Genomic DNA, 22,676 nt, shown 5'->3' with positions numbered 1-22,676 from the left:
CTCAGATCAGCTTTTGGTTTTCGGCTGCATCCAAAGCCAGATCAGCGCACCGCCCGCAAGGGTCAGGAGCGGCACCATCGCAAGGTTGACGGCGGTCCAGCCGTCCTGAGCGGAGCCGCCCGAACAGTTCATCAGACCGCCGGAGGCCAGAGAGGCCACGGTGACGCCGCCGAAGACGATGAAGTCATTCATCCCCTGCACACGGCCACGCTCAGACGGTTCATGCGCCGAAGACAGCATTGCGGTCGCGCCGATAAAGCCAAAGTTCCAGCCGACGCCCAAAAGGATGAGCGCGAGGAAGAAATTCTCCAGATGCACGCCGAGCATGCCAACGATCCCGGCGCAGGCGAGGATCACGAGGCCGGTGGCCATGATCCGCTCGACCCCGAATTTCGAGATCAGGAAACCGGTGAAGAAAGACGGGATGAACATCGCAAGAACGTGGGCTGAGACCACATCGGCAGCGGTGTTCTGTTCAAAACCGCAGCCGACGACCGCCAGAGGCGTCGAGGTCATCACGAGGTTCATCAGCGCGTAGGAGACCATGGCGACGATGATCGCGACGGCAACGCGTGGGGTTTTCAAAAGCTCCATCCGCGAGCGCCCGATCAGATGATGATGGGTCGAGACCGGGGGCTTCGGAATGTCGAGGAAGAGAAACAGAAGAGAGCCGACAATGTTGATGACGATCACGGCAAGATAGGTGCCAAGGAAGGGCACCACCATCGCCTGAGAGGTCACTTTAACAAGCTGCGGCCCGATGATGGCGGAGGCAAGACCTCCCGCGAGAACGTAGGAGATCGCTTTCGGGCGGAAGGCCTCATCGGCGGTGTCTGTGGCGGCAAAGCGGAAGAACCCCTGCGAGGACTGATAGACACCGGTGAACAGACCGCCGATCACGAAGAGCCAGAAATTCTGCTGTAACAGGGCAAATGCGCCAATTCCGGCCCCGATGGTCCCGGAACTCGTCCCGATCCAAAACCCGACCCGACGCCCCCAGCGCTGCATTGCGCCCGACAGTGGGTTCGCAGCCAACATGGAACCAAGAACCGTCGCCGAGATTGGCAGGGTCGCGAAACACAGGTTCGAGGCGAGAGATTGCCCGGCCAGACCGGCGATGGTGAAGATCATCGACATCTGCGCGCCGAGGAAGGCCTGCGCGAGGACGAGGATCATCACATTGCGCCGCGCGCGGTTGCTGTCTGGGCTATAGGCCGTATCGGTCATGAACGCGTCCGTCGAATGTGCGATTTCCTGAATGTGTTCCAAAGCGTTTAACGATTGGAATGCGTTCTGAGAACCCGCGATCTTCAACGGGTCGCTGTGCGCAAACGCTGTTTGAGCGCAACTTAATCTGCGGCGCGGTCGATCAGATGCAGGAAAGACCCGGCAACACGGCTCTCGACCAGCCCTTGCGGCGGCAGCGTGTTTCCTTCGGCGTCGCGGGCGGTGAACAGGGGCGTTCCCTTGGCGCTGATCGTTGAGGCGAAATGAAACTCATGGGCGCACCATGAGCCGGCGAAGGGGCCGGATAGGGCATCCGCATGACGATACCCAAGATGCATTTTGCGCGTGGCGAAAGAGGTTTCGAGCCGCAAAAGCCCGGCCATTTTATGCCGCACCCCATCGGCGTCGATCAGGCCATCGCCCAGAACCATATAGCCACCGCATTCGCCGTAGACCTGTCGGCGGGCCGCTGCCTCGCGCAGACCTTGCAGAAAGAGGTGGTTGGAGGCCAAGCGTCCGGCATGGAGTTCCGGATAACCACCGGGAAGATAGACCAGATCGGCAGCGGGAGGCGCCTGATCAGCCAGAGGGGAAAAGAACCGGATATCAGCGCCTTGCGCACGCCAATCCGCGAGCAAATGCGGATAGGAGAAGGCAAAGGCCTCATCGCGCGCCACGGCTATGCTTTGCGCGGGGGGCGGAACGCGGGGGGCGTTTGCGGTGGGCGGCAATTCTCCGGCGAGACCTTGCAGCAGGTCGAGATCAAGCGCGGCCTCGACCGCATCAGCGGCGGCATCGAGGAAAGCGTCGAGATCCGGGCGTTCATCCGCTTGAACGAGGCCGAGATGGCGGTCGGGATGGCTGAGGTTCACAGCACGGGGCAGGGCACCGATCACGGGAATATTCAGCGGTGCCAAGGCCCGAACGAGCATCTCCGTATGGCGCGGCGAGCCGACTTTGTTGAGGATGACGCCAGCGATTTTGACCTGCGGATCATGCGCAGCAAAGCCTGCGACCAGAGGCGCGATGGAGCCCGCCATACGCGACGCATCGACGACCAAAACAACCGGAAAATTGAACAAACGCGCGAGATCGGCAGACGCGCCTTTGCTGTCAGGTGGCGCACCGTCGAACAGGCCCATCGCGCCTTCGATGACCAGCATCCCGTCTCCCGCAGCCAAAGTGGTGAGCCGCGCAGGCGTCATGGCCCAAGCGTCAAGATTGACACAGGGGCGACCTGTCGCGGCCTCGTGAAACCTTGGGTCGATGTAATCGGGGCCGGATTTCGCGCCCCTCACAGAAACACCGCGCCGGGACAGCGCGCGCAGAATCCCGAGGGTCACGGTCGTCTTGCCGGAGCCCGAGGCGGGCGCGGCGATCAGGAAACCGGGCATCAGGCCTGCTCGGCGGGTTTGCCACGGCCGAGAGGATCAAGGTTGCGCGGGGTCTCGCCACGCATCAGGGCCTGCCAGTCGAGCACCTGCCGCATCAGAACAGCGCGCCCGACACAGATGATCGCGGGCGGTTCCAGACCCGCGTCTGCGATGTCTTCGACCATCGTCCCCAGTGTGGTTTCCAAGACCTGCTGTTCCGGCAGAGTGGCGCGGGCGACGACGGCGACGGGTTCATCTTCCGGACGACCGGCTTTGAGCAGGCCTTCGCGGATGGTCGGGGCGTGTTTCATCCCCATGTAGATCACCAGAACACCGGACGCGCGGGATAGGGCGGCCCAGTCGAGGCTACCGGTCGGTCCCCCGGTCTGGTCGTGGCCGGTGACGAAGCTCACCGATTGGTTGACGTCGCGATGGGTCACAGGGATGCCGGCATAGGCCAGCCCGCCGATCCCTGCCGAAATACCGGGAACGATCCGCACCGGGACGCCATGTTGGATCAGGGTCTGTGCCTCTTCGCCGCCGCGCCCGAAAACGAACGGATCGCCCCCCTTAAGGCGCAGGACGCGTTTGCCTGCGCGGGCGAGATCCACGAGTTGCAGGGAGATATCCGCTTGTTTTGCCGAAGGTTTCCCGCCGCGTTTGCCTGCGTAAACCAATTCCGTGCCTTCCGGCGCCCAGCTCAGGATCTCTTGGCCGACAAGCGCATCATAGACGATCACATCAGCCTGCCGCAGTGCGTTGATCGCGTGAAGCGTCAACAGGCCGGGATCGCCCGGACCTGCACCACAAAGCCAAACCCAACCGGGTTCAAGAGCGGGCCAGTCGCCCGAAGGAAGGGAGAGCGTCGATTCTGTCATACTTGTTTTATGACGAAGGGAAGGGGCTGGGGGAAGTCTGTTTGAACCGGAGAAAGCGGTTGGCGGAGGGGCTGGTGAAGAGGTGGCGGCTCGCTTATCGTGGCGGCGATGACTGAGACCTCTCCTCCTTTGCGCCGTGGCTGGACCACGGGTGCCTGCGCAACGGCAGCGACCCGCGCGGCTTTGATGGCGTTTTGGGGCGAAGGGTTTCCTGACAAGCTGCGGATCACATTGCCCAAGGGCGAGCGCCCGGAATTCGCGTTGTGCTACCGCGCCGAGGGGCCGGGCTGGGCTGAGGCCGGGGTGATCAAGGACGCGGGCGACGATCCGGACGTGACCCATGGCGCGGAAATCCGGGTGCGAGTTGAAGCCTCTGACGGCGGCGTTCAGTTCCGCGCGGGCGCGGGCGTCGGCACCGTGACCAAACCGGGCCTGCCGATCCCGCCGGGAGAGCCCGCGATCAACCCGGTGCCGCGGGAGATGATGACGGGGCAGGTGATTGAGATGGCGAAACGCCTCGGTCAATCGCCGGATGTCACGATCACCGTGTCCATTCCGGGCGGAGAAGAGATCGCGCTCAAGACATGGAACCCACGCCTTGGGATCAAGGGTGGCTTGTCGGTTCTGGGCACAACGGGCGTCGTCCGGCCGTTCTCCTGCTCGGCTTGGATCGCCTCCATCCATCGCGGGATCGATGTCGCCCGCGCCGAAGGAGTAACGCATGTGGCGGGCTGCACCGGGGCGACTTCGGAACGTGTGGTGCGTGGGCTCTATGATTTGCCTGAGAGCGCGATGCTCGACATGGGGGATTTCGCGGGCGGGATGCTCAAATACCTGATGAAACACCCGGTCCCGCGCGTCACCATTGGGGGCGGGATTGGCAAGATCGCGAAATTGGCGCAGGGCGAGATGGACCTGCATTCCAAACGCTCGCAGGTCGATAAGGCGCATTGGGCCTATGAGATGGGCGACCCGGAACTTGTGCATTGCAACACGGCACTTGAAATTTATGACCGCGCCGGGGCTGACTTTGCCGCCCGCGTGGCGCAAAAGGCTTTGGAACAGGTTGAAAGCCGGTTCGGCGGGCGCGGCTGCGTCTTCGACATCGTGGTGATCGACCGTAAAGGTTTGATAATTGGACGCGCATAAATGATCCTTCTCCTCGCAGGCAGCACCGAAGCACGCAATCTCGCGGACCATCTGGCCAGCGCCGGGATCAAGGCCGTGGCCTCCCTCGCCGGTGTGACAGAACAGCCGTTGCCCTATCCCATTGAGACACGCGTCGGTGGGTTTGGCGGCGAAGAGGGCTTTCGGTCCTATCTCAAGGAGGCCGGGATCACCGGAGTGATCGACGCGACAAACCCGTTTGCCGAGGGGATCACGGAGCGCAGTGCGCGAGTCTGCCGTGAGCTTGGGCTGCCTTATCTTTTGTATGAACGCAAAATCTGGCGCTCGCAGCCCGGTGATGCCTGGCATCACCTGAAAGGCTATGAAGACCTGCCGGGCATGATCCCGATGGGGGCAAAGGTGTTCCTTGCGACGGGGCGGCAAAGTCTGGATCGGATCGGACCGCTTTTGCCGGGGCGGCATTTGATCTGCCGCGCGATCGACACGCCGAAAGAGCCCTTTCCCTATAAGGGCGAATGGATCGCCGGGCGTCCACCGTTTTCGGAGGCCGATGAGATCGCACTGTTCGAACGCGTAAAACCGGATTTCCTCGTGGTGAAAAACGCGGGCGGCGCGGCGCGGGGCAAGTTGGATGCGGCGCGCAAGCTTGGCATTCCGATTGCGATGATCGCGCGCCCCAAAGTGCCCGAAGGCATTGAACGGCGTGAACAATTGCTCGACGCGCTCGAATGGGCGGAACAGCACGGAGAGGTCTTCTGATGCGGATCATCTCCTGCGACGCGGATGTGGCCGAAGGGGCCTTGCATCTGGCAGAGCGGGAGCCGCGCTTTGCCCATGCTTTGCGCCAGACCGGGCCTTTGCCGCTGCGCCGTCGCAAGGACGGGTTCGAAGAGCTGCTCGGCGCGATTGTCAGCCAACAAATCTCCGTCGCCGCAGCCAATGGCATTTGGCGGCGATTGAAAGACGCGCGATTGACTGGCCCCCGCAAAGTGCTTTGGGCAAGTGAAGATGACCTGCGCGCCTGTGGGCTATCTCGCCAGAAAGTGCGGTATGCCAAGGCGCTGGCTGAGGCGCGGATCGACTACGCTGCGCTGCGAGAGGCCCCGACGTCCGAGGTGGTCACGACCTTGACAGAGGTGCCGGGGATTGGCGTTTGGACGGCGGAAATTTATGCCATGTTCTCGCTGGGCCACGCCGATGTCTTTGCGCCGGGGGATTTGGCCTTGCAGGAAGCGGCGCGGCTGTTGTTCGACCTTTCTGAGCGCCCGAAAGAGCGCGCCCTGCGCCAGATGGCCGAGGACTGGTCGCCGTGGCGCTCGGTCGCGGCGCGATTGCTTTGGTCTTACTACCGGGTGGCAAAACAGCGCGAGGGTGTTCGCTAGTTCGGGTGACCGAGCGGATCATTGTTTTCGGGCGGTTGTTTTCGGGGCACAAGCGCTTGCGGAGCAGACGATTTTACGCCTAAGTCTTGGCCTGAACGATAGATCGGGCGCGGCGCAAGACACGCGGAATATGAGGGGCAACCATGAGCAATCTGACCAACCATAAACGTGACAGCCTGTCCGGGCGCACGAACTCTGCTGTGATTTTCCTGCATGGCTACGGAGCTGACGGCAATGATCTTCTAGGGCTGGCCGATCCGCTGGGCGAACACCTGCCGGACACGATGTTCTTTGCGCCAGACGCACCGGAACGCTGCACGGGTAATCCGATGGGCTATCAATGGTTCCCGATCCCGTGGATCGACGGCTCATCAGAGGAGGAAAGCCGCGCGGGCATGATGCGGGCGGTGGACGAGCTCAACGATTATCTTGACAATATCATGGTCGATTACGGGTTCGAGGCGGAGCAGGTCGCTCTCGTTGGCTTTTCGCAGGGCACGATGATGTCCTTGCATGTCGCGCCGCGCCGTGAGGAAGCCTTTGCCTGCGTTGTCGGCTTCTCTGGTCGCCTAATCGAACCAGAAATGCTTGAAGACGAGAAACGGGTCACGATGCCGGTTCTTCTGCTCCACGGCGATCAGGACGAAGTCGTCCCACCGCAATCCATGCCCGAGGCCGGACAAGCGCTTCAGGCGGCAGGGTTTGAGACCTATGCCCATATCATGCGCGACATGGGACACGGGATTTCTCCGGACGGTCTGGGAGTCGCGCTCGCGTTTTTGCGTGAAAAACTTGGCTACGAATGAGGCAAAGAGCCGATTGGGCGTAAGGGGCTTGCGTGACAAAGCTCCAAAATGGCGAATATTAGCCATGTGTAACGATTTTTCGTCAGTTCCTGATCCCGGCCCCTTGACCCTGCACCCTCGGATGTTACCTTTTTGATATAAAGCTAGGAGGGCTGAAAAATGGACATTCTCATGATGACCGCATCCGCATTGATCGCAATCGGTGTCATGGTGGCCTATGCCCTCGTATCCCAGCGTCCGACTGAGGAACGTCTCCCTATCCGCATCCGTGTTGAGGACCGCAAACGCAAGCTCTGAGCCTGCGGCGTCATCAAACGGTTTTGATTTAACCCTCGGGCCCGGTTTGACCGGGCTTGTCGGGCGGAACGGCTCGGGGAAATCCTCACTTCTTAAATTCATCGCAGGCCGATCCGCTTCGGCTCACACCGTCGATTTGCCGGTGTCCGGGCATGTCGCGCTGTCCGGTCCTGTTCGTCTGCTTGATCAAACCCCCGACCCGCAGAAGACCGTGGGCGCGCTGTTCGGTTCCGCCGAGGCGCTCGGTGATCTGAAGCGCGCACTGGCAGGGGAGCCGACGCTCGGCGCGTTCGAGGATGTCGACTGGACACTGGAAGAACGTCTTGCCGCCCAGTTGACGCGGTTCGGATTGCCGGAAGTTGCGGCGGATCGCGTTCTTGGAACCCTGTCAGGAGGACAACAACTCCGCGCGGCGCTGGCGGCTCTGTTTTTTGATCCCCCAGATATCCTGTTGCTCGATGAACCGACGAACGCGCTGGACACTGATGCGCGGGACAGTCTTTTGGAGGCCTTGCAAGCGCATCGTGGGGTCGCTTTGGTCGCGAGCCATGATCGAGCCTTGTTGGAAAGGGTTGACCGGATTGTCTCATTGGAACCCGACGGTTCCGTCGCCCAATTTAGCGGCGGCTGGACGGAGTTTCAGACCGCAAAAGAGGCGGAGCGGGTGCGATTGTCGGCGCGTGCCGAGAAAGCGGAGCGCGCCTTGCGGCAGCATGAGCAACACACACAAGAGGCAGCAGCGCGGCAGGCCCGCCGAGCGCGGCAGGGTAAAGCGCTCCGGGATGGGTCTCAGTCCAAAATGCTCTTGGACAAAGCCAAAGAGGGGGCTGAGGCCTCAGCAGGCGGACGACTTAAGGCCAGCGCGCGGCGGGCGGAGGCTTTGACGGCGGCTCAGGCGGAGGTGCTCGGCAAGATCGAACGGATCACGCCCGTGGCAATGCCATTCCCGGAGGTCGATTTGCCCGGCTCGAAACAGGTTCTGGAATTGCGTGAGGCGGTTTTCTCCGTGGGGACGTGTGACATTGGGCCGATTTCGCTGACCCTGAGCGGGCCCGAACGGCTCTGGATTCGCGGACCAAATGGGGCAGGGAAGTCGACCCTGCTGCGCGGGATCGCCGGGGAGCTGGCCCCTCAGCGCGGGTCCGTGACGCGGGGCGTCCGAGGGCTCCGTCTGGATCAAAGCGGCGGATTGTCGGGGGATGGCACTTTGCTGGACAGTGTGACTTCGCAGTACCCGCGGTTAAGTTCAGCCTCCATCCGAACGGCTCTCGCACATGCCGGGTTTCGTAGGGAGGACGCGCTCAAACCTGTGGCGGTTCTTTCAGGCGGGGAGCGCCTCCGTGCGGCGATTGCGCTTTTGGGGGCGGCAGAAGAAGGTTGTGACCCGGTGCAGCTGTTGCTGTTGGACGAGCCGACGAACCACCTCGACCTCGATGCGTTGGAGGCATTGGAAGAGGGACTTTCAAATTGGCACGGAGCATTGATCGTGGTCAGCCATGACGCCCATTTTGTGCGCCATCTGGATGTTTCGCACGAGCTTTGCCTCAATTCGCGTCATATGGCCGTCACGAAAGCGCTGTAGAGACTTCTGTGAGGTTTTCGCATATACTGAGGCTTGCCAGGTTAAAGCCGCGATATATAGTGAAAGTACAGATATGGGACGGGTCGTCCCGTCCCGCGAGCGAAATGCTGAGCAGGACGAGGTCTAGTGCGATCATGGATGGAGACTTTAGGACACATTTTGTCAGGGAACCCAACGCGGCCAAGGCGCATCCGGCTTTGGTGTTGAACGCGGATTACCGGCCTTTGTCCTATTATCCGCTGTCGCTCTGGCCTTGGCAGGAGGCGGTCAAAGCGGTGTTTCTCGACAGGGTCGATATCGTCGCGGAATATGACGACTTCGTGCATTCCCCGAGTTGTAAAATCCGTATCCCTTCGGTCGTCGTCCTCAAAGATTATGTCAAACCTCAAAAGCGCGTGGCCTTCACGCGCTTTAATTTGTTTTTAAGGGATGAATTCCGCTGCCAATATTGTGGCTCCAAAGGCGATCTGACCTTTGACCACGTCATCCCGCGCGCGCGGGGCGGGATTACAAGCTGGGAAAACATCGTGGCCGCCTGCGTGCCATGCAATCTCAAAAAGGGGTCCAAATCCCTGCGCCACGCGGGTATGAGCCTACGTAAACCGCCGCGCGCGCCGGGCGCCGAGGAGCTTAAGAACATGGGCCGCAAATTCCCGCCGCATCATCTGCATGAAAGCTGGATCGACTTTCTCTATTGGGATGCTGAACTCGAAATGTGAGCGGGGCTATGTTGCGCCGCCGTCATTTCGTGACATCTCCACCAAAACACGTTCCAAAGCGGATGCCGTCGTTTGATTGGCAGTCTTCGACCACAAGAGCGTCACATCAATATCGACCTGTCGATCCTTCAATCGGCGAAAAACCGCACCGATTTCCGGGCGTTTTATGCTTTCCGGTATGATCGCAATTCCAAGACCGGCTGCGACGACACCTATGGTCATCGTGGGGCTGCTCACGGTGCGATGGAAGCCGGGCACATACCCAAGCACCTGCGCGGTCAAGGACATGCCGGGCAGATCATCGGGACCAGCATAGCCCACAAAGGTTTCCTGCCGCAGCCTCTCGACGGGGATTTCATGCTCTTTTGCGAGAGGATGGTCTTCCGGCAGAACCAAAATTGCGGAATGCGACGCCAGTTGATGTCGGTGCAGCGTTTCCGGCACGGCGACAGACGTGACGGTGCCAAGCGAGGCATCGAGATCACCGCTCAAAATCGCCTCGGGCGCACGGGCAGGGTGCAGTTCGACCGGTTCGACGAGAAGCCCCGGACAGGTCTTGCGAAACGCCTGCATCATGTGCCTTAAAACACCTGAATGCACAGGCCCGGCCGAAATCCCAAGTCTGAGCTGCCCGGTGACGCCGCGCCCCGCTTCCTGAGCCAGATATTTGGCCTGCGCCGCGTGAGACAGAGCGCGACGCGCCTCGACCAGAAACAGCTGTCCCGCCGGGGTGAGCGATACGTTTCGCCGCGAGCGGGTGAAAAGCGCAACGCCAATTTCTTCTTCCAAGTTCTTGATCTGCATCGATAAGGCAGGCTGAACAATGTTGAGACGGTCCGCTGCGGCCCCGAAATGCAGCGTTTCGGCCAAGACGGTGAAATAGCGAAGATGACGAAGTTCCATTTGATCACTTAAACTGATGTATATGTCATAAAAGCATATTAGACCTTATCTTTCTTTCGATCTACCTCTGCGCCATCAATGAAACACGTACAGGCAAGATCATGAAATTCTCACGCCGAAACTTTCTTAGAAATGCAGCACTTGGCGGCGCTGCCGCCGCAATCACCGGGGACGTTGCCTTGGCCGACGCGCCTCTCGGTCAAATTCCGTTCGCACAGGCGACCGGCAAGCTTCCCGGCAGTCAAAAACTCTACGCTCTGCGCGACGGTGAAGGCGAATATCATCTGCTCGGCGGCCAGGTTGCGACCCTCATTGCGCGTCCGCAGGAAACCGGAGGAGAATGCTCCGCTGCGGTTCTCACTGGCTCTATGGACGCAGGACTGCCCTTGCACCGACATGAGCGGAGCGACGAAGCGCTCTATGTCATGGCGGGACGTCTGGAGTTGCATCTTGATGGCAAGGTCCATCTTTTGACGGCGGGCGATTATGCCTATGTTCCGGCAGGCACCTCTCACGGGTATCGCATGAAAAGCTGGCGCACACGTGTCCTGACTTGGTCGATCGGAGACGGGCTCGGTGGGTTCTATGAAACGCTCGGCACACCGTTTACGCGCCCGATGCAACCTGAGACCCCCGACCTGAATATTGCGCAGGCGAAACTTGATGCCGCTGCCAAAGCGTCTGATGTGACGTGGCTCGGCGATCTACCTGAAAGCGACGCCGAGATCGTGACTGCGCGCGGTGTTCCTGCGGCCAAGCAACCCTATGTGCTGATGGAAGGCGAGGGGGAACGTCTCGTGGCCGCAGATCAGCTGTTTTCCTTCCTCCAAACATCTGCCTCGACAGAGGGCAGCTTTTTCGCCGTGATGACCGAAGGGCCGTCAGGCTCGCCGATCCCTTGGCATTATCACAAGCACCATACGGAAAACTTTTTCTGCCTCGAAGGCCGCATGACATTGTGGGTCAATGGCGAAGAGCTAACGCTTTATCCCGGTGACTATTGTCAGGTGACGGCCGGAACGGTGCACAGCTATCGTCTCGACACGCCGTACACGAAATTCTTTGGGTGGTTGGTGCCGGCGGTATTTGAACCGTTCTTCCGCTATATCGGGGATCCGACGGACATCCATGTGTTCCCGGTCGAGCCGCCAGCCTTCCGTTTCGATCGCGTTATGTCGCATATGGACGAATTGGATCTGAACGTGCTGCTTGTGCGCGATTGATCTGAGTGAGGGATGTGGGCATTCATGCCCTTTTAAGGATCCGCTTTGCGGGTCCTTTCTTTTTGGGGGGGCGTCAATCGTCTGAATACCTGGCATCAGTCTGTCAGAGATTCGATTTCGGATGTGGAGGGCGATGATCCTCTCGTCGCAACGGGGCGCGCGCCTAAGAAAACGCCATCGCAGCCAAATCCTGCACAGTTTCTCGTCATTGCGCGCCGCGCGTTCTTTTTTCCACGTCCACATGGCTTGTCCCGAGCGATCCGGGGGCGGTTTCTGGATGGGCAATAATAATGACAAACGATGAGAAAACTTATGACTGACCAAACCACGGGCGTGACGCCCGTCCTGTCTGTCCGCGATCTTTCTGTTGCGCTTCCGGGAAAACATGACCGTCCCTACGCCGTTCAGAACATCAGCTTTGATCTGATGCCCGGCGAAATCCTCTGCATCATCGGTGAATCCGGCTCCGGCAAATCCGTCACGGCGAACACTGTCATGGGACTTTTGCCGGAGGTTATGACCATCGAGAAAGGCAGCATCGACTTCAAAGGGCGCTCTCTGCTTGATCTGTCCGAAGGCGAGCTGCGCAAATTGCGCGGGCGTGCCGTCTCGATCATCTTCCAAGACCCTTTGTCTGCGTTGAACCCGCTGATGACCATCGGGGATCAAATTCGCGAAGTTTTGGACACCCATAATATGGGCACGCCGGAAAGTCGCACGGACAAGGTGGTGGAGATGTTGACGGAGGTCGGTCTGCCTGACCCGCTGCTGATCCAGCATCAATATCCGTTCCGTCTTTCCGGCGGTCAACGCCAGCGTGTCATGATCGCCATGGCTCTGGCGCTTGATCCCGATATCCTGATCGCGGACGAGCCGACCACCGCGCTTGATGTGACGACACAGGCGCAAATTTTGGATCTGATCAGCCGCATTCAACAGCGCAAAGGGATGAGCGTGATGTTCATCACCCATGACTTCGGGGTGGTCGCCGAGATTGCGGACCGCGTGATCGTGATGGAAAAGGGACATCTGGTCGAGCAGGGGCCCGCGCGACAGGTGCTCGACGCGCCGTCTCATCCCTACACGCAAAAGCTCATCGCCGCCGTTCCGAGGATGCGTGAGATTGACCGAGAGCGTGCCGCGGTCCGTCCCGTCGCTTTGAAAGTCCAAAATCTGCACAAAACCTATCGGACACGCAGCGGGTTTCTGGGCCGGATGCGCGAGGTAAAAGCGGTCGATGACATCAGCTTTACGCTCCACAAAGGCGAGACCATAGGCATCGTGGGCGAGTCCGGATCGGGCAAATCCTCGATGGGGAAGGTGCTGATGAAGCTGATCCCGGCCGATAGCGGCGAGATCAGGTTTCAAGGCGAGAACACGCTGGAGCTTGATGAGAACAACTTTCGTCACCTGCGCCCGCGCATCCAGATGATCTTTCAAGACCCCTATGCATCGCTCAACCCGCGTTTCACGATTGGTCAGGCTCTGACGGTGGGGCCGATTGCCCATAATCTTTTGACCAAAGATGACGCCCGCAAGCGGGCAGAGGAGCTTTTGGATCTCGTTGGATTGGACGCCTCCGCCTTTGACCGTTATCCGCATGAGTTTTCCGGCGGTCAGCGGCAGCGTGTTGGGATTGCCCGGGCTCTGATGTTCAATCCCGAAGTGATCGTCGCCGACGAGGCCGTGTCTGCGCTGGATGTGTCGATCCAGGCGCAGGTGCTCGAACTGCTCGACAAAATCCGGCGTGAGCGCAAGCTTGCGATGGTGTTCATCACGCACGATCTGCGGGTGGCCAGCCAGATCAGCGATGAGATTATCGTTATGCATCGCGGCAAAATGGTCGAATACGGCCCGCCCTCGCAGATTTTCCAGAACCCTCAGCATGAATATACCCGGTCTCTGATCGCTGCGATTCCCGGCGCGAGCGCGGCGTAACCCAAACCTTTGCCACATGATTTACCGGAAGGGCTGCTTCGGCGGCCCTTCTTTTTGCTCAGAGACTGGCCATTTGCGGCATTTTACTTAGGTCAAGTGAATGAAAAACAGGCATTGGTTGTTTTTCACAACCAATTAGTTGTAATTTGCAACTTAATCGTTGCGACAGGCCGCGCGGCCTCGAAACATGAAGGAAAGATGACAATGACGCCTCACCGCACGAGCCCCATGACAGAGATCGAGACACCACAGGATCAGGAGCCACTTACCTTGTCAGGTTTGCATATTGATGTGCTTGCCGGGGCATTCAGTTGGTACATCCGCTCGCTCGATTCCGTCGTGTCCCGCGATCTGGACCAACGCATGGGTCATCTCGATGTCGCCAAGGGCAAAGGCAAAATCACCGCACTTTTGCTCGTGGACCGCTATCCGGGCGTGCGCCCCTCGCAGATTGCCGAAGTGCTCATGCGGGACCGTCCGGCGACAGGTCGGATTATCGACACGCTGGTCAAAGCCGGAGACATCCGCCGCGAAACCGATGCCGTGGATCAACGCGCGCAAGCTCTGTTCATCACGGAGAAGGGGCACGCACTGGCCGATCAGGTCCGCAGCATCATCCGGCAGCAGGAAGAAGAATTCTTCGACTTTATTGAGCCGGAAGACCGCGAAGTTTTCATGCGCATGTTGAAACGCGCTTATCTGAACATGAGGAAGAAACTCGAATGAGCCAAGCCCGTATCGCCCTGATTTCCGGCGCCAGCCGCGGCATTGGGGCCGCTGTAGCGCAAACCCTTTTCAACTCTGGCTGGACTGTTTCTTTGGGGATGCGCACCCCGGTGATGCCGGATTGGGCGAAAGAGGCCCCCGAGCGCGTCCATGTTTGCGCCTATGACGCGTCACATGAGCAAAGCGCAAAAGACTGGGCCTCTGAGGTCATGGCGCAGCACGGCAAGATTGACGCCGTTGTCGCCAATGCCGGGATCATGATCCCGAAAACACCTGTCGAAATCACTGACGCGGAAATGACTGAACTTCTCGACATCAATGTCCAAGGGCCGCGCCGTCTCGCGGCGGCAAGCTGGGACGGGCTCAAAGCCTCCGGGACAGGCCGCGTCATCATCCTTGGTTCGCTCTCCGGCAAACGCGTGAAGTCGGCGCGCTCCGGCTCTTACTCCATCTCGAAATTCGCAGCCGTTGGTCTGGCGCACGCGCTGCGCCACGCGGGTTTTGATGACGGCATCCGCGCAACGGCGGTTTGTCCCGGGTTTGTGGCGACGGATATGGCGATGAGCCTGACAGAGCGTGCCGCCGAAGCGATGACCGACCCCAAGGATCTCGCACGGGTCATTGAAATGCTGATCAATCTTCCGGGCGAGGCGAGCGTCTCGGAATTCTGCGTCAATTGCCAACTTGAGGAGTCGTTCTGACATGCCCGGTCCTTTCGTCGTTCCCGTTCATGGCGATCTCGAATTGCCGAAGAAAGTCGATGTGGTCGTCATTGGCGGCGGCATCATCGGTGCCTCGACGGCACTGGAGCTTGCCGACAAGGGGCTGAAGGTGGCGCTTTGTGAAAAGGGCGGCATCGGTCACGAACAATCCAGCCGGAACTGGGGCTGGGTCCGGATTACGCGACGCGATCCGCGAGAAATCCCGCTCATGGCGGAAGCCTTACGGATTTGGCCAACGCTGGCCGAGCGGACGGGGCGCGATCTTGGCTACAAACGGGCAGGGATCGCCTTTGCCTGCGCCAGTGACAAGGAATATGACGAGCACGCGCGTTGGCTCGAATATCTCAAGGAATATCAGTTTGATAGCCGCATGTTGTCGGCGGCTGAATTCCATGAGTTGACGCCCGGCTCGAAAATGGATGTCAAAGGCGCGCTGTACACCGCCGCCGATGGTCGCGCGGAGCCGCAAAAGGCGGCACCGGCGATTGCCGAGGCGGCACGGGATCGCGGCGCGCATATCCTGACCGAATGCGCCGTGCGCGGGATTGAAACCAAAGCAGGGCAGGTCTGCGGCGTGGTGACAGAACGCGGTGAGATCGCCTGTGAGCAGGTTGTTCTGGCGGGCGGTGCGTGGTCAAGCCTGTTTGCGCGGAACACCGGGCTGCGTCTGCCGCAGCTCAAGGTGAAGAATTCCGTCATTCGCACCAAACCGCTCGAAGGCGGGCCGGAACATGCGATCTGGTCGGAAGGCTTCTCCATCCGGAAACGCCAAGACGGCGGTTACACAATCGCGGACGGGTTCCGCAACATCGTCGATATCGTGCCGGATAGCTTCCGTTATATGCGTGATTTCCTTCCGGCGCTCGGTGCGGAGTGGAAAGCGCTCATGCTGCGCTTTGGTGGCCGGTTCTATGATGAGGCGCGCCTGCCGAACAAATGGTCTTTGGACGAGGCCAGCCCGTTTGAGTACAACCGCGTGCTTGATCCGAAACCGGCTTTTAACCTTCAGGACAAGGCATTGGACAATCTGCGCAAGGCCTTCCCGGTTTTCGAGAAAGCCGAGATCGCGCAGCGTTGGGCCGGGGCAATTGATGTGACGCCGGATGCCATCCCGGTCATCTCGCCGATTGACCAAATCCCCGGCTTCTACATTGCGACGGGCTTCTCCGGCCACGGGTTCGGGATCGGACCGGGGGCAGGGCGCCTTGCCGCGGATCTCGTTTTGGGGCGCACCCCGGTCGTTGATCCCACACCGTTCCGTTTCAGCCGCTTTAGCGATGGATCGAAAATCGAAATCATCAGCGGCTACTGACATACCGGGCGTTTTGCGCGCCCGCGTGACTGGTTCGTGAAGCACAGGCACGGATCATTCCTCCTCCTCCAACCTGCGCAACAACAGGGAATAGAAGATGACTGACGAGAAGAAAAATTCCGCACATCTCAACCGCCGTCAGGCTTTGATGATGATGGGGGCCGCAGGGGCCACCGGTCTTTTGGGGCCGGTTGCCATCGGGCGTGATCGCGCCTTTGCCGCCAATGCCGATCCGTCGGGACAGCTGGTGCTGGCCTTTTCGCAAGAACCGACCGTGTTCAACCCGCTGATGCCGCATATCGAAGTGGACGAAGGCCTCTATTACGCCGTCTACGATCCGCTGTTCGACTTTGACCCGGCGGGTGAATTCTTCCCCATTCTCGTGACCGAGGTTCCGTCGGTGGCCAATGGCGGCATCTCCGAGGACGGTCTGAACTGGCGCGTCAAACTGAAAGATGGCGTCACTTGGCATGACGGTACGCCGTTTACTGCAGAAGATGTGAAGTTCTCCCTCGAACTCACGATGGACCCGGATTTCCGCTCCTTCCGCTCCACCGGCTACAAGCTGATGCAGAACATCACCGTGGTGTCCGACACGGAGATCACTTGGGAAATGAGCGAGCCCTTCGCGCCGATGGCCGCGATCCTTGCCTCCACCTACATGGTGCCGAAACACATCTTTGACGGTGTGGCCGACAAAAACGACACGTCGCTCAACACGACGCCGATCGGCACCGGCCCGTTCAAATTCAAGAACCGCATGGCAGGTGATCACATCGAGTTCGAAGCGAACACCGATTACCACATGGATGGTCCCTTCCTTGAGACTCTGATCATCAAATACGTGCCTGATCTCAACGTGATGTACACGCAGTTCAAATCCGGCGACATCGACGTTGTGGGGCTTCAATACATCACCCCGGATCACCTTGCAGAGGCCGAAAAACTCGACGGCAGAGTCGTCAAAGTGTCCGGCAAGGCGACGTTTGAGTCCATCGGGCTCAACATGATGCGTGATCAGTTCCAAGATCCGGCCGTGCGCAAAGCGCTTTACGCCGCAATCGACAAGACCTCGATCATCGATGCGCTCTACTACGGTGTGCCGACCCCGACAGAGACCTACATGCCGCAGCAGTCCTACTACTATAACCCGGACCTGCCGAAGCATGAGTTCAACATCGCCAAAGCCAACGCGCTTCTCGACGAGGCGGGCTGGGTCAAAGGCTCTGACGGCATTCGTGAAAAAGACGGTGTGAAACTGGCTTTCTCCAACTCGACCACCGCAGGCAACCACCTGCGCGAGCAGGCACAGCAGTTCATCCAGCAGACCTTCTCCGAGATCGGTGTGCAGATGGAGATCAAGAACTTCCCGCCGGCCGTCATGTGGGGCGACTATTGGATGAACTCCGAGTTTGATTCCGTGATGGTTGGTCTCAACACGCTTGCAGGCGCGGACCCGGACACTTCGGACTACTTCATGTCCACCATGTCCCCGGCGCGCGGCGGCTCTGGCCAGAACACCTTCGCCTATCAAAGCGAAAAGGTCGACGAGCTGATGATCAAAGGCGCTGCCAACTTCGTCCCCGAAGAGCGCAAGGCGATCTATCAGGAGATGCAGGCCGTGATCCGCGAAGACCTGCCGTTCCTGCCGCTGTTCCAATACTCCGTGATCAAAGGCTGGAAAGCCGATGTGACCGGCCCGGCGCCGAATGTGAACAACCGCATCGACACCTGGAACGTGCGCGATTGGAAACGCATCTGAGGCCAACACCTCGGACATAAAGACATGCGGCGTCCCTTCCCGCCGCATGTCCCGGCCAGCCGAATTCCTCCCCCCTGCGGCTGGCCGCTCTTAAAAACCGCACAAGGAGGGCGGCTCGATGCTGCGCTATATTTCGTCCCGGCTCGGACAGAGTCTCATTTTGCTCTTGATCGTGTCCTTCATCGGCTTCGCGGTCCTGACCCTCGCGCCCGGTGGTCCACTGTCGCAATTCGCGCTCAGCCCCGGTATGACGCAGGAACAGATCGACAAGATTGCCGCGCAAATGGGCCTCGATCGCCCGGTTGTGGTGCAATATTTCGACTGGATCACGCATCTGGTGGTCGGCGATTGGGGCACCTCCTATCGGGACGGACAATCCGTTCTTCATGTGATCGGCAGCCACCTGTTCGCAACGCTGCTCCTGATGGGGACGGCGACGGTGATTTCCGTGTCCTTGGGCAGCACCATCGGCATTTTCAGCGCGCTCAAACGCGGTGGAAGTTTTGACTACACCATGACGGTGCTGGCGATGGTGGCGCTCTCAATCCCGACCTTCTGGTTCGGTCTGATCGCGATTTACATCTTTTCTTTGAACCTTGGCTGGTTGCCTGCGGGCAACATGTACACGGTGGGCGACGGCTCCGTCCTCGATTACCTGCGCCACCTGATCATGCCCGCCGCCGTGCTCGCACTTGTCGATGTGGCGATCTGGAGTCGGTACATGCGGACCTCGACACTGAACGTGATCAATCAGGATTTCGTGCGTACCGCAAAAGCCAAGGGCCTGACGCGCCGTCGCGTGATCCTCAAACACATCGTGGGCAACTCTCTGGTTCCGATGATCACGCTCGCAGGGCTTCAACTTCCAATGGTTCTCGGCGGTGCGCTCGTGACGGAAACCGTGTTCACCTGGCCCGGCATGGGGCGGCTGTTCCTCGATAGCCTCGGCTACTCGGATTACCCGGTCGTGATGGGGCTTCTGATGGCCTCCGCCATGCTCGTTCTGATCGGCAACCTTGCCGCCGATCTCATCGTCGCGCTGATTGATCCGCGCATTCGTCTCGACTGAAGGACCGTAGCTCATGACCTCTCTCACAACGAATACGCCCGCTCGTCGTCAGCTCATCAAATCCCGCGCCCTGCGTCGGTTTCTGAGCCACAAGCTCGCCCTGATCGGCCTGATCATGGTGTTGACGCTCACCATCGCCTGTTTCTTCGGGCCGTACTTCCTGCAGTATGACGAGCTTTATATCGACCTGCGCGCCCGTTTTGCGCCGCCGGGCACCGGAGCGCATATTTTTGGCACCGATCCCCTCGGCCGAGACATCGCCGCGCGCCTTTTCCATGCGGGGCAAATCTCTATGGCGGTGGGCTTTGCCGTCATGCTGATCGCGACCACCATCGGTTCCGTCGTTGGCGTCGTCTCTGGCTATTACGGCGGCAAGGTTTCGGCCGTTCTGATGCGGATCGTGGACGCGTTCCTGTCCTTTCCCTCGGTCTTCCTCTTGCTCGCTCTGGCCGCGTTCATTCAACCGGGGCCGGTGATGATCGCTCTGATCATCTCCGCGACAAGCTGGATGGAAGTTGCCCGGATCGTTGAGGCGGAGGTCAAATCGCTTCGCAATCAGGATTTCGTGCAAGCTGCCCATATGCTGGGCCTGTCGAACCGCTGGATCATGTTCCGTGAGCTTCTGCCCAATGCTCTCGGCCCGATCATCGTTGCGGCCACCCTGACCGTGGCCCGCGCGATCCTGCTTGAAGCCTATATCTCTTTCCTCGGCTACGGCATCCAACCGCCGCTTCCGAGCTGGGGCAATATGCTCAACGGCGCGCAGCAATATCTGCAATCCGCGCCTTGGCTGGCCATTGTGCCGGGCGTTGCGATCACCATCGCTGTGACCGGGTTCAACTTCATCGGGGACGGGCTGCGCGATGCTTTCGACAGCCGTGCGCAAGGGGAATGACATGCAATCGAAATTCTCGCCTTTCAAAGACACGCTTTGGTACGCAACAGCGCCGAAGGCCCCCGACACAGTCGCATTGCAAGGTGAGGTCAAAGCAGATGTCTGCATCGTGGGGGCAGGGTACTCGGGCCTGACCACGGCACTGGAACTCAGCCGTCAGGGCGTATCCGTCGTTGTCCTTGAGCGCGAAGAAATCGGCTTTGGCGGATCGGGGCGCAATGCCGGGCACTGCACCCCGACGTTCACGCATTACAGCCTGCCGGAACTGCGGAAGGTCTTGGGGGAGCCTTGGGCCGAACGTCTGATCCATCGTCAGACCCGCGCAAACGACAAGGTGGGGAATATGATCGCCCACTACGAGATCGATTGCGAATGGGAGCAGAACGGCTATGTGCAGGGAGCGCTGTTCCCGTCTCATCTCAAGACACTTGAAAACCATGTGAAAACCTACAACGCCGTTGGAGCGCGTACCCGTATGCTCGACCGCGACGAGGTACATGAGATTACCGGATCCTCGCGCTTTTATGGCGGCTGGTTTCATGAAGAGGCGGGTGGCCTGAACGCCTTGGCCTATTCGCGCGGTCTTGGCCGTGCGGTGATCTTCGAAGGTGGTCGGATTTTCACCGGATCAAGCGTGACGGGCTGCGACCGAGAAAACCAGTCCTGGGTGGTGAAGACACAGCGCGGCTCTGTCCGGGCGGAAAAGGTGATCTACACGACGGGCGCTTATACCGTCGCGGGCTGGCCGAAACTTGATCAGACCTTCCGCATCATGCGCGTGTTTGTGGCGGCGACACAGCCCTTGTCAGCGGCCTCTCAGGCGGTGGTTTTGCCGAAACGGACGACCATCCAAGACGGGCGCGGCGATATTTACGTCTACAAATACAACCGCGAAAACCGCATTGTCGCCTCCATGTTCCCGATGGGCGCACGCGGAAAAGACCCGGCCTATACCCGCAAAGTTCTCTCGGATCGCCTCAAATGGCTGCATCCGGAGCTGCGCGAAGAACTGCGTTGGGATTTCTTCTGGTATGGCGAGTTGGACATGCAGCGCAAAACGGTGCCGCGTCTCTACGGGCTCGCACCGGGTGTAGTGGCCATGACGGGCCTTTCGGGGCGCGGCGTGCCAACGGGTTCGATGCTGGGGGGCATCCTGTCCGACTGGGCCATGGGCGTCCCGGAAGCCGATCTCGATCTGCGCCTTGAGCCGCTGAGCAGCCAGCCCCTTTACATGAATTTCGCGCCGCAGGCGGCGTTGCGGGGCTATCGCCTGCGCGACCGGCTGCGCGCCACGCGGCAAGGTGCGCCCTTGCCGCCGCACGCATAAGCATTCAACAGGCGCAAGAGGCGCCGTATTTAGGAGAAGAACCATGCCGGGACCGAAACTTGATCCGGTCGAGAGCAACGCCAACCTGCCCGCAGAGGTCGATGTCGTGATCATTGGCGGCGGGATCGCCGGGGTTTGCACCGCACTTGAACTCGTGGATCGCGGCAAAACGGTTGCGATCTGTGAAAAAGGCGAGATCGGTGCGGAACAGTCCAGCCGCAACTGGGGCTGGGTGCGCCTGACGCACCGCGACCCGCGCGAAATGCCCCTGATGGTGGAATCCGTTCGCCTCTGGAAAAACATGAATGAGCGGATTGGTGATGAGACCGGGTATCGCCAATGCGGCGTGACCTATACGGTCGCCACGGACTCAGCCCTCGCTGCGGAGCGTGAGGCCTGTGATGATCTGAACAAATATCAGATCCCGGCGAAAATCCTCAGCCCGGAAGAGGCTGTCGAGGCCTTTCCCGGCTTTTCCTTGGACATCAAAGGCGCGCTTTATAACCCGCATGACGGGCGCGCCGAACCGCAGAAAGCCGCGCCCGCCATTGCGCGTGCGGTGCAGGAGCGGGGCGGAAGCGTTCACCAGAACTGCGCCGTTCGCACGGTTGAAACCGAGGGCGGCAAGGTGATTGGCGTGGTGACCGAGCATGGCACGATCAAATGCTCCGCCGTGCTTGTCGCTGGCGGCGTGTGGTCGCGTTTGCTCTTGGGAAATATGGGGATTTACCTGCCTCAGCTGCGCACGAAAAACACTGTGATGCGCACGGACCCGCTGCCGGAAGGGCCGGAACAAACGCTCAAAACCCCCGGTTTCGCCATGCGTAAACGGCTGGACGGCGGTTACAACATCGCCTCGGCCGCCCCGAGCCGCTATCAGCTGACCCCGGACAGCTTCCGCTTGCTCAAAGCCTTTATCCCGACGTTGAAAAACGAATGGCGCAACGTGTCTCTCGGCATTGGCGCTGCGTTTTTCGAAGCCCTGCGCACGCCACGGCGCTGGACGGCGAAAGAAGTGACGCCATTTGAGAAAACGCGCATTCTGGACCCTGAACCAGATGCTCCTTTGATCGACAAGGTGCTTGATCTCGTGAAGCGGGATTACAAGCCCTTTAAAGGGGCCAAAGTTGCACAACGCTGGGCTGGCTATATCGATGTTTTGCCCGATGTGATCCCGGTGATTTCCGCGACCGAGGGCGTCAAAAACGGTGTGGCGGGCCTCTATGTGGCAACCGGGTTTTCCGGGCATGGGTTTGGGCTCGGAACTGGGGCAGGGCTCCTCGCTGCCGATCTCATCACAGGCCATACGCCCTGTGTCGATCCGAAACCGTTCCGTCTGCATCGTTTCACCGATGGCAGCAAAATCACCCCGATGGAAGGCATCATCCAACGCTGAGATGCCCGTTA

General features: G+C 59.9%; 21 protein-coding genes. 17 read left to right on the top strand and 4 right to left on the bottom strand.

Going from position 1 to position 22,676, the window contains the following annotated elements; translation table 11 throughout:
- Positions 1-6 precede the first annotated feature (6 nt).
- From ACYBHZ_RS08045 to cobA, 3 genes are all read right to left on the bottom strand, one after another.
- Positions 7-1,227, bottom strand: a complete 1,221-nt coding sequence (locus ACYBHZ_RS08045; RefSeq protein WP_460273739.1) for an MFS transporter — start codon at positions 1,225-1,227, stop codon at positions 7-9.
- A gap of 122 nt (positions 1,228-1,349) precedes the next feature.
- Entirely contained in the window at positions 1,350-2,621 is a 1,272-nt protein-coding gene (locus tag ACYBHZ_RS08040) for a cobyrinate a,c-diamide synthase (RefSeq protein ID WP_460273738.1), read from the bottom strand.
- Positions 2,621-3,478, bottom strand: coding sequence for a uroporphyrinogen-III C-methyltransferase (cobA, locus tag ACYBHZ_RS08035; protein ID WP_460273737.1), 858 nt, complete (start codon positions 3,476-3,478; stop codon positions 2,621-2,623). Before cobA ends, ACYBHZ_RS08040 begins: the two co-directional genes overlap by 1 nt.
- A gap of 108 nt (positions 3,479-3,586) precedes the next feature.
- Between cobA and ACYBHZ_RS08030 the strand changes: the two genes are divergently transcribed.
- The 7 genes from ACYBHZ_RS08030 to ACYBHZ_RS08000 all read left to right on the top strand — a co-directional run bounded on the left by ACYBHZ_RS08030 (position 3,587) and on the right by ACYBHZ_RS08000 (position 9,392).
- Positions 3,587-4,627: a cobalt-precorrin-5B (C(1))-methyltransferase gene (locus ACYBHZ_RS08030; RefSeq protein ID WP_460273736.1), complete on the top strand. Its 1,041-nt coding sequence runs from the start codon at positions 3,587-3,589 to the stop codon at positions 4,625-4,627.
- Entirely contained in the window at positions 4,628-5,365 is a 738-nt protein-coding gene (locus tag ACYBHZ_RS08025) for a precorrin-6A/cobalt-precorrin-6A reductase (RefSeq protein WP_460273735.1), read from the top strand.
- Positions 5,365-5,988, top strand: coding sequence for a DNA-3-methyladenine glycosylase family protein (locus tag ACYBHZ_RS08020; protein ID WP_460273734.1), 624 nt, complete (start codon positions 5,365-5,367; stop codon positions 5,986-5,988). Before ACYBHZ_RS08025 ends, ACYBHZ_RS08020 begins: the two co-directional genes overlap by 1 nt.
- A gap of 143 nt (positions 5,989-6,131) precedes the next feature.
- Positions 6,132-6,794: an alpha/beta hydrolase gene (locus ACYBHZ_RS08015; protein WP_460273733.1), complete on the top strand. Its 663-nt coding sequence runs from the start codon at positions 6,132-6,134 to the stop codon at positions 6,792-6,794.
- Positions 6,795-6,953: 159 nt separating this feature from the next.
- Positions 6,954-7,091: a hypothetical protein gene (locus tag ACYBHZ_RS08010; RefSeq protein ID WP_460273732.1), complete on the top strand. Its 138-nt coding sequence runs from the start codon at positions 6,954-6,956 to the stop codon at positions 7,089-7,091.
- Complete coding sequence (locus ACYBHZ_RS08005) at positions 7,063-8,673, top strand: ABC-F family ATP-binding cassette domain-containing protein (RefSeq protein WP_460273731.1); 1,611 nt, start codon at positions 7,063-7,065, stop codon at positions 8,671-8,673. Before ACYBHZ_RS08010 ends, ACYBHZ_RS08005 begins: the two co-directional genes overlap by 29 nt.
- Before the next feature lie 134 nt (positions 8,674-8,807).
- Positions 8,808-9,392 carry an HNH endonuclease gene (locus ACYBHZ_RS08000; RefSeq protein WP_460273730.1) on the top strand — a complete coding sequence of 195 codons (585 nt, stop codon included), beginning with the start codon at positions 8,808-8,810 and terminating at the stop codon, positions 9,390-9,392.
- 6 nt (positions 9,393-9,398) lie between these two features.
- Here the strand turns inward: ACYBHZ_RS08000 and ACYBHZ_RS07995 are convergent, their stop codons facing one another.
- Positions 9,399-10,295 (bottom strand): LysR family transcriptional regulator, encoded by an 897-nt coding sequence (locus tag ACYBHZ_RS07995; RefSeq protein WP_460273729.1) that lies wholly within the window; start codon positions 10,293-10,295, stop codon positions 9,399-9,401.
- 101 nt (positions 10,296-10,396) lie between these two features.
- On the opposite strand from ACYBHZ_RS07995, the gene ACYBHZ_RS07990 reads away from it, so the two are divergent.
- From ACYBHZ_RS07990 to ACYBHZ_RS07945, 10 genes are all read left to right on the top strand, one after another.
- A complete protein-coding gene (locus tag ACYBHZ_RS07990) occupies positions 10,397-11,518 on the top strand; it encodes a quercetin 2,3-dioxygenase (protein WP_460273728.1) in 1,122 nt (373 codons plus the stop codon).
- A 312-nt stretch (positions 11,519-11,830) separates the two neighbouring features.
- Positions 11,831-13,456 (top strand): ABC transporter ATP-binding protein, encoded by a 1,626-nt coding sequence (locus ACYBHZ_RS07985; protein ID WP_460273727.1) that lies wholly within the window; start codon positions 11,831-11,833, stop codon positions 13,454-13,456.
- A 204-nt stretch (positions 13,457-13,660) separates the two neighbouring features.
- The gene (locus ACYBHZ_RS07980; RefSeq protein WP_460273726.1) at positions 13,661-14,182 is read left to right on the top strand and encodes a MarR family winged helix-turn-helix transcriptional regulator; all 522 of its coding nucleotides are present in this window, start codon (positions 13,661-13,663) and stop codon (positions 14,180-14,182) included.
- On the top strand, positions 14,179-14,883 hold the full coding sequence (locus ACYBHZ_RS07975; RefSeq protein WP_460273725.1) for an SDR family NAD(P)-dependent oxidoreductase: 705 nt from the start codon (positions 14,179-14,181) through the stop codon (positions 14,881-14,883). The genes ACYBHZ_RS07980 and ACYBHZ_RS07975 overlap by 4 nt, the downstream gene beginning before the upstream one ends.
- Before the next feature lies 1 nt (position 14,884).
- A complete protein-coding gene (locus tag ACYBHZ_RS07970; RefSeq protein ID WP_460273724.1) occupies positions 14,885-16,216 on the top strand; it encodes an NAD(P)/FAD-dependent oxidoreductase in 1,332 nt (443 codons plus the stop codon).
- Between the two features lie 97 nt (positions 16,217-16,313).
- Entirely contained in the window at positions 16,314-17,978 is a 1,665-nt protein-coding gene (locus tag ACYBHZ_RS07965; RefSeq protein ID WP_460273723.1) for a peptide ABC transporter substrate-binding protein, read from the top strand.
- 118 nt (positions 17,979-18,096) lie between these two features.
- Positions 18,097-19,047, top strand: a complete 951-nt coding sequence (locus tag ACYBHZ_RS07960; RefSeq protein ID WP_460273722.1) for an ABC transporter permease — start codon at positions 18,097-18,099, stop codon at positions 19,045-19,047.
- 13 nt (positions 19,048-19,060) lie between these two features.
- Positions 19,061-19,942: an ABC transporter permease gene (locus ACYBHZ_RS07955; RefSeq protein WP_460273721.1), complete on the top strand. Its 882-nt coding sequence runs from the start codon at positions 19,061-19,063 to the stop codon at positions 19,940-19,942.
- Between the two features lies 1 nt (position 19,943).
- Positions 19,944-21,269: an NAD(P)/FAD-dependent oxidoreductase gene (locus tag ACYBHZ_RS07950; RefSeq protein WP_460273720.1), complete on the top strand. Its 1,326-nt coding sequence runs from the start codon at positions 19,944-19,946 to the stop codon at positions 21,267-21,269.
- A 43-nt stretch (positions 21,270-21,312) separates the two neighbouring features.
- The gene (locus ACYBHZ_RS07945; protein ID WP_460273719.1) at positions 21,313-22,665 is read left to right on the top strand and encodes an NAD(P)/FAD-dependent oxidoreductase; all 1,353 of its coding nucleotides are present in this window, start codon (positions 21,313-21,315) and stop codon (positions 22,663-22,665) included.
- Positions 22,666-22,676 lie beyond the last annotated feature (11 nt).

This window comes from Celeribacter sp. ULVN23_4 (genome assembly GCF_054788345.1).
This window is presented reverse-complemented; position numbering and strand designations above follow the sequence as displayed.

Excerpts from the sequence above, each read along its gene's own strand:
- ACYBHZ_RS08045 (WP_460273739.1), bottom strand. The coding sequence starts at position 1,227 with ATGACCGATACGGCCTATAGCCCAGACAGCAACCGCGCGCGGCGCAAT.
- ACYBHZ_RS08040 (WP_460273738.1), bottom strand. The coding sequence starts at position 2,621 with ATGCCCGGTTTCCTGATCGCCGCGCCCGCCTCGGGCTCCGGCAAGACG.
- cobA (WP_460273737.1), bottom strand. The coding sequence starts at position 3,478 with ATGACAGAATCGACGCTCTCCCTTCCTTCGGGCGACTGGCCCGCTCTT.
- ACYBHZ_RS08030 (WP_460273736.1), top strand. The coding sequence starts at position 3,587 with ATGACTGAGACCTCTCCTCCTTTGCGCCGTGGCTGGACCACGGGTGCC.
- ACYBHZ_RS08025 (WP_460273735.1), top strand. The coding sequence starts at position 4,628 with ATGATCCTTCTCCTCGCAGGCAGCACCGAAGCACGCAATCTCGCGGAC.
- ACYBHZ_RS08020 (WP_460273734.1), top strand. The coding sequence starts at position 5,365 with ATGCGGATCATCTCCTGCGACGCGGATGTGGCCGAAGGGGCCTTGCAT.
- ACYBHZ_RS08015 (WP_460273733.1), top strand. The coding sequence starts at position 6,132 with ATGAGCAATCTGACCAACCATAAACGTGACAGCCTGTCCGGGCGCACG.
- ACYBHZ_RS08010 (WP_460273732.1), top strand. The coding sequence starts at position 6,954 with ATGGACATTCTCATGATGACCGCATCCGCATTGATCGCAATCGGTGTC.
- ACYBHZ_RS08000 (WP_460273730.1), top strand. The coding sequence starts at position 8,808 with ATGGATGGAGACTTTAGGACACATTTTGTCAGGGAACCCAACGCGGCC.
- ACYBHZ_RS07995 (WP_460273729.1), bottom strand. The coding sequence starts at position 10,295 with ATGGAACTTCGTCATCTTCGCTATTTCACCGTCTTGGCCGAAACGCTG.
- ACYBHZ_RS07990 (WP_460273728.1), top strand. The coding sequence starts at position 10,397 with ATGAAATTCTCACGCCGAAACTTTCTTAGAAATGCAGCACTTGGCGGC.
- ACYBHZ_RS07985 (WP_460273727.1), top strand. The coding sequence starts at position 11,831 with ATGACTGACCAAACCACGGGCGTGACGCCCGTCCTGTCTGTCCGCGAT.
- ACYBHZ_RS07980 (WP_460273726.1), top strand. The coding sequence starts at position 13,661 with ATGACGCCTCACCGCACGAGCCCCATGACAGAGATCGAGACACCACAG.
- ACYBHZ_RS07975 (WP_460273725.1), top strand. The coding sequence starts at position 14,179 with ATGAGCCAAGCCCGTATCGCCCTGATTTCCGGCGCCAGCCGCGGCATT.
- ACYBHZ_RS07970 (WP_460273724.1), top strand. The coding sequence starts at position 14,885 with ATGCCCGGTCCTTTCGTCGTTCCCGTTCATGGCGATCTCGAATTGCCG.
- ACYBHZ_RS07965 (WP_460273723.1), top strand. The coding sequence starts at position 16,314 with ATGACTGACGAGAAGAAAAATTCCGCACATCTCAACCGCCGTCAGGCT.
- ACYBHZ_RS07960 (WP_460273722.1), top strand. The coding sequence starts at position 18,097 with ATGCTGCGCTATATTTCGTCCCGGCTCGGACAGAGTCTCATTTTGCTC.
- ACYBHZ_RS07955 (WP_460273721.1), top strand. The coding sequence starts at position 19,061 with ATGACCTCTCTCACAACGAATACGCCCGCTCGTCGTCAGCTCATCAAA.
- ACYBHZ_RS07950 (WP_460273720.1), top strand. The coding sequence starts at position 19,944 with ATGCAATCGAAATTCTCGCCTTTCAAAGACACGCTTTGGTACGCAACA.
- ACYBHZ_RS07945 (WP_460273719.1), top strand. The coding sequence starts at position 21,313 with ATGCCGGGACCGAAACTTGATCCGGTCGAGAGCAACGCCAACCTGCCC.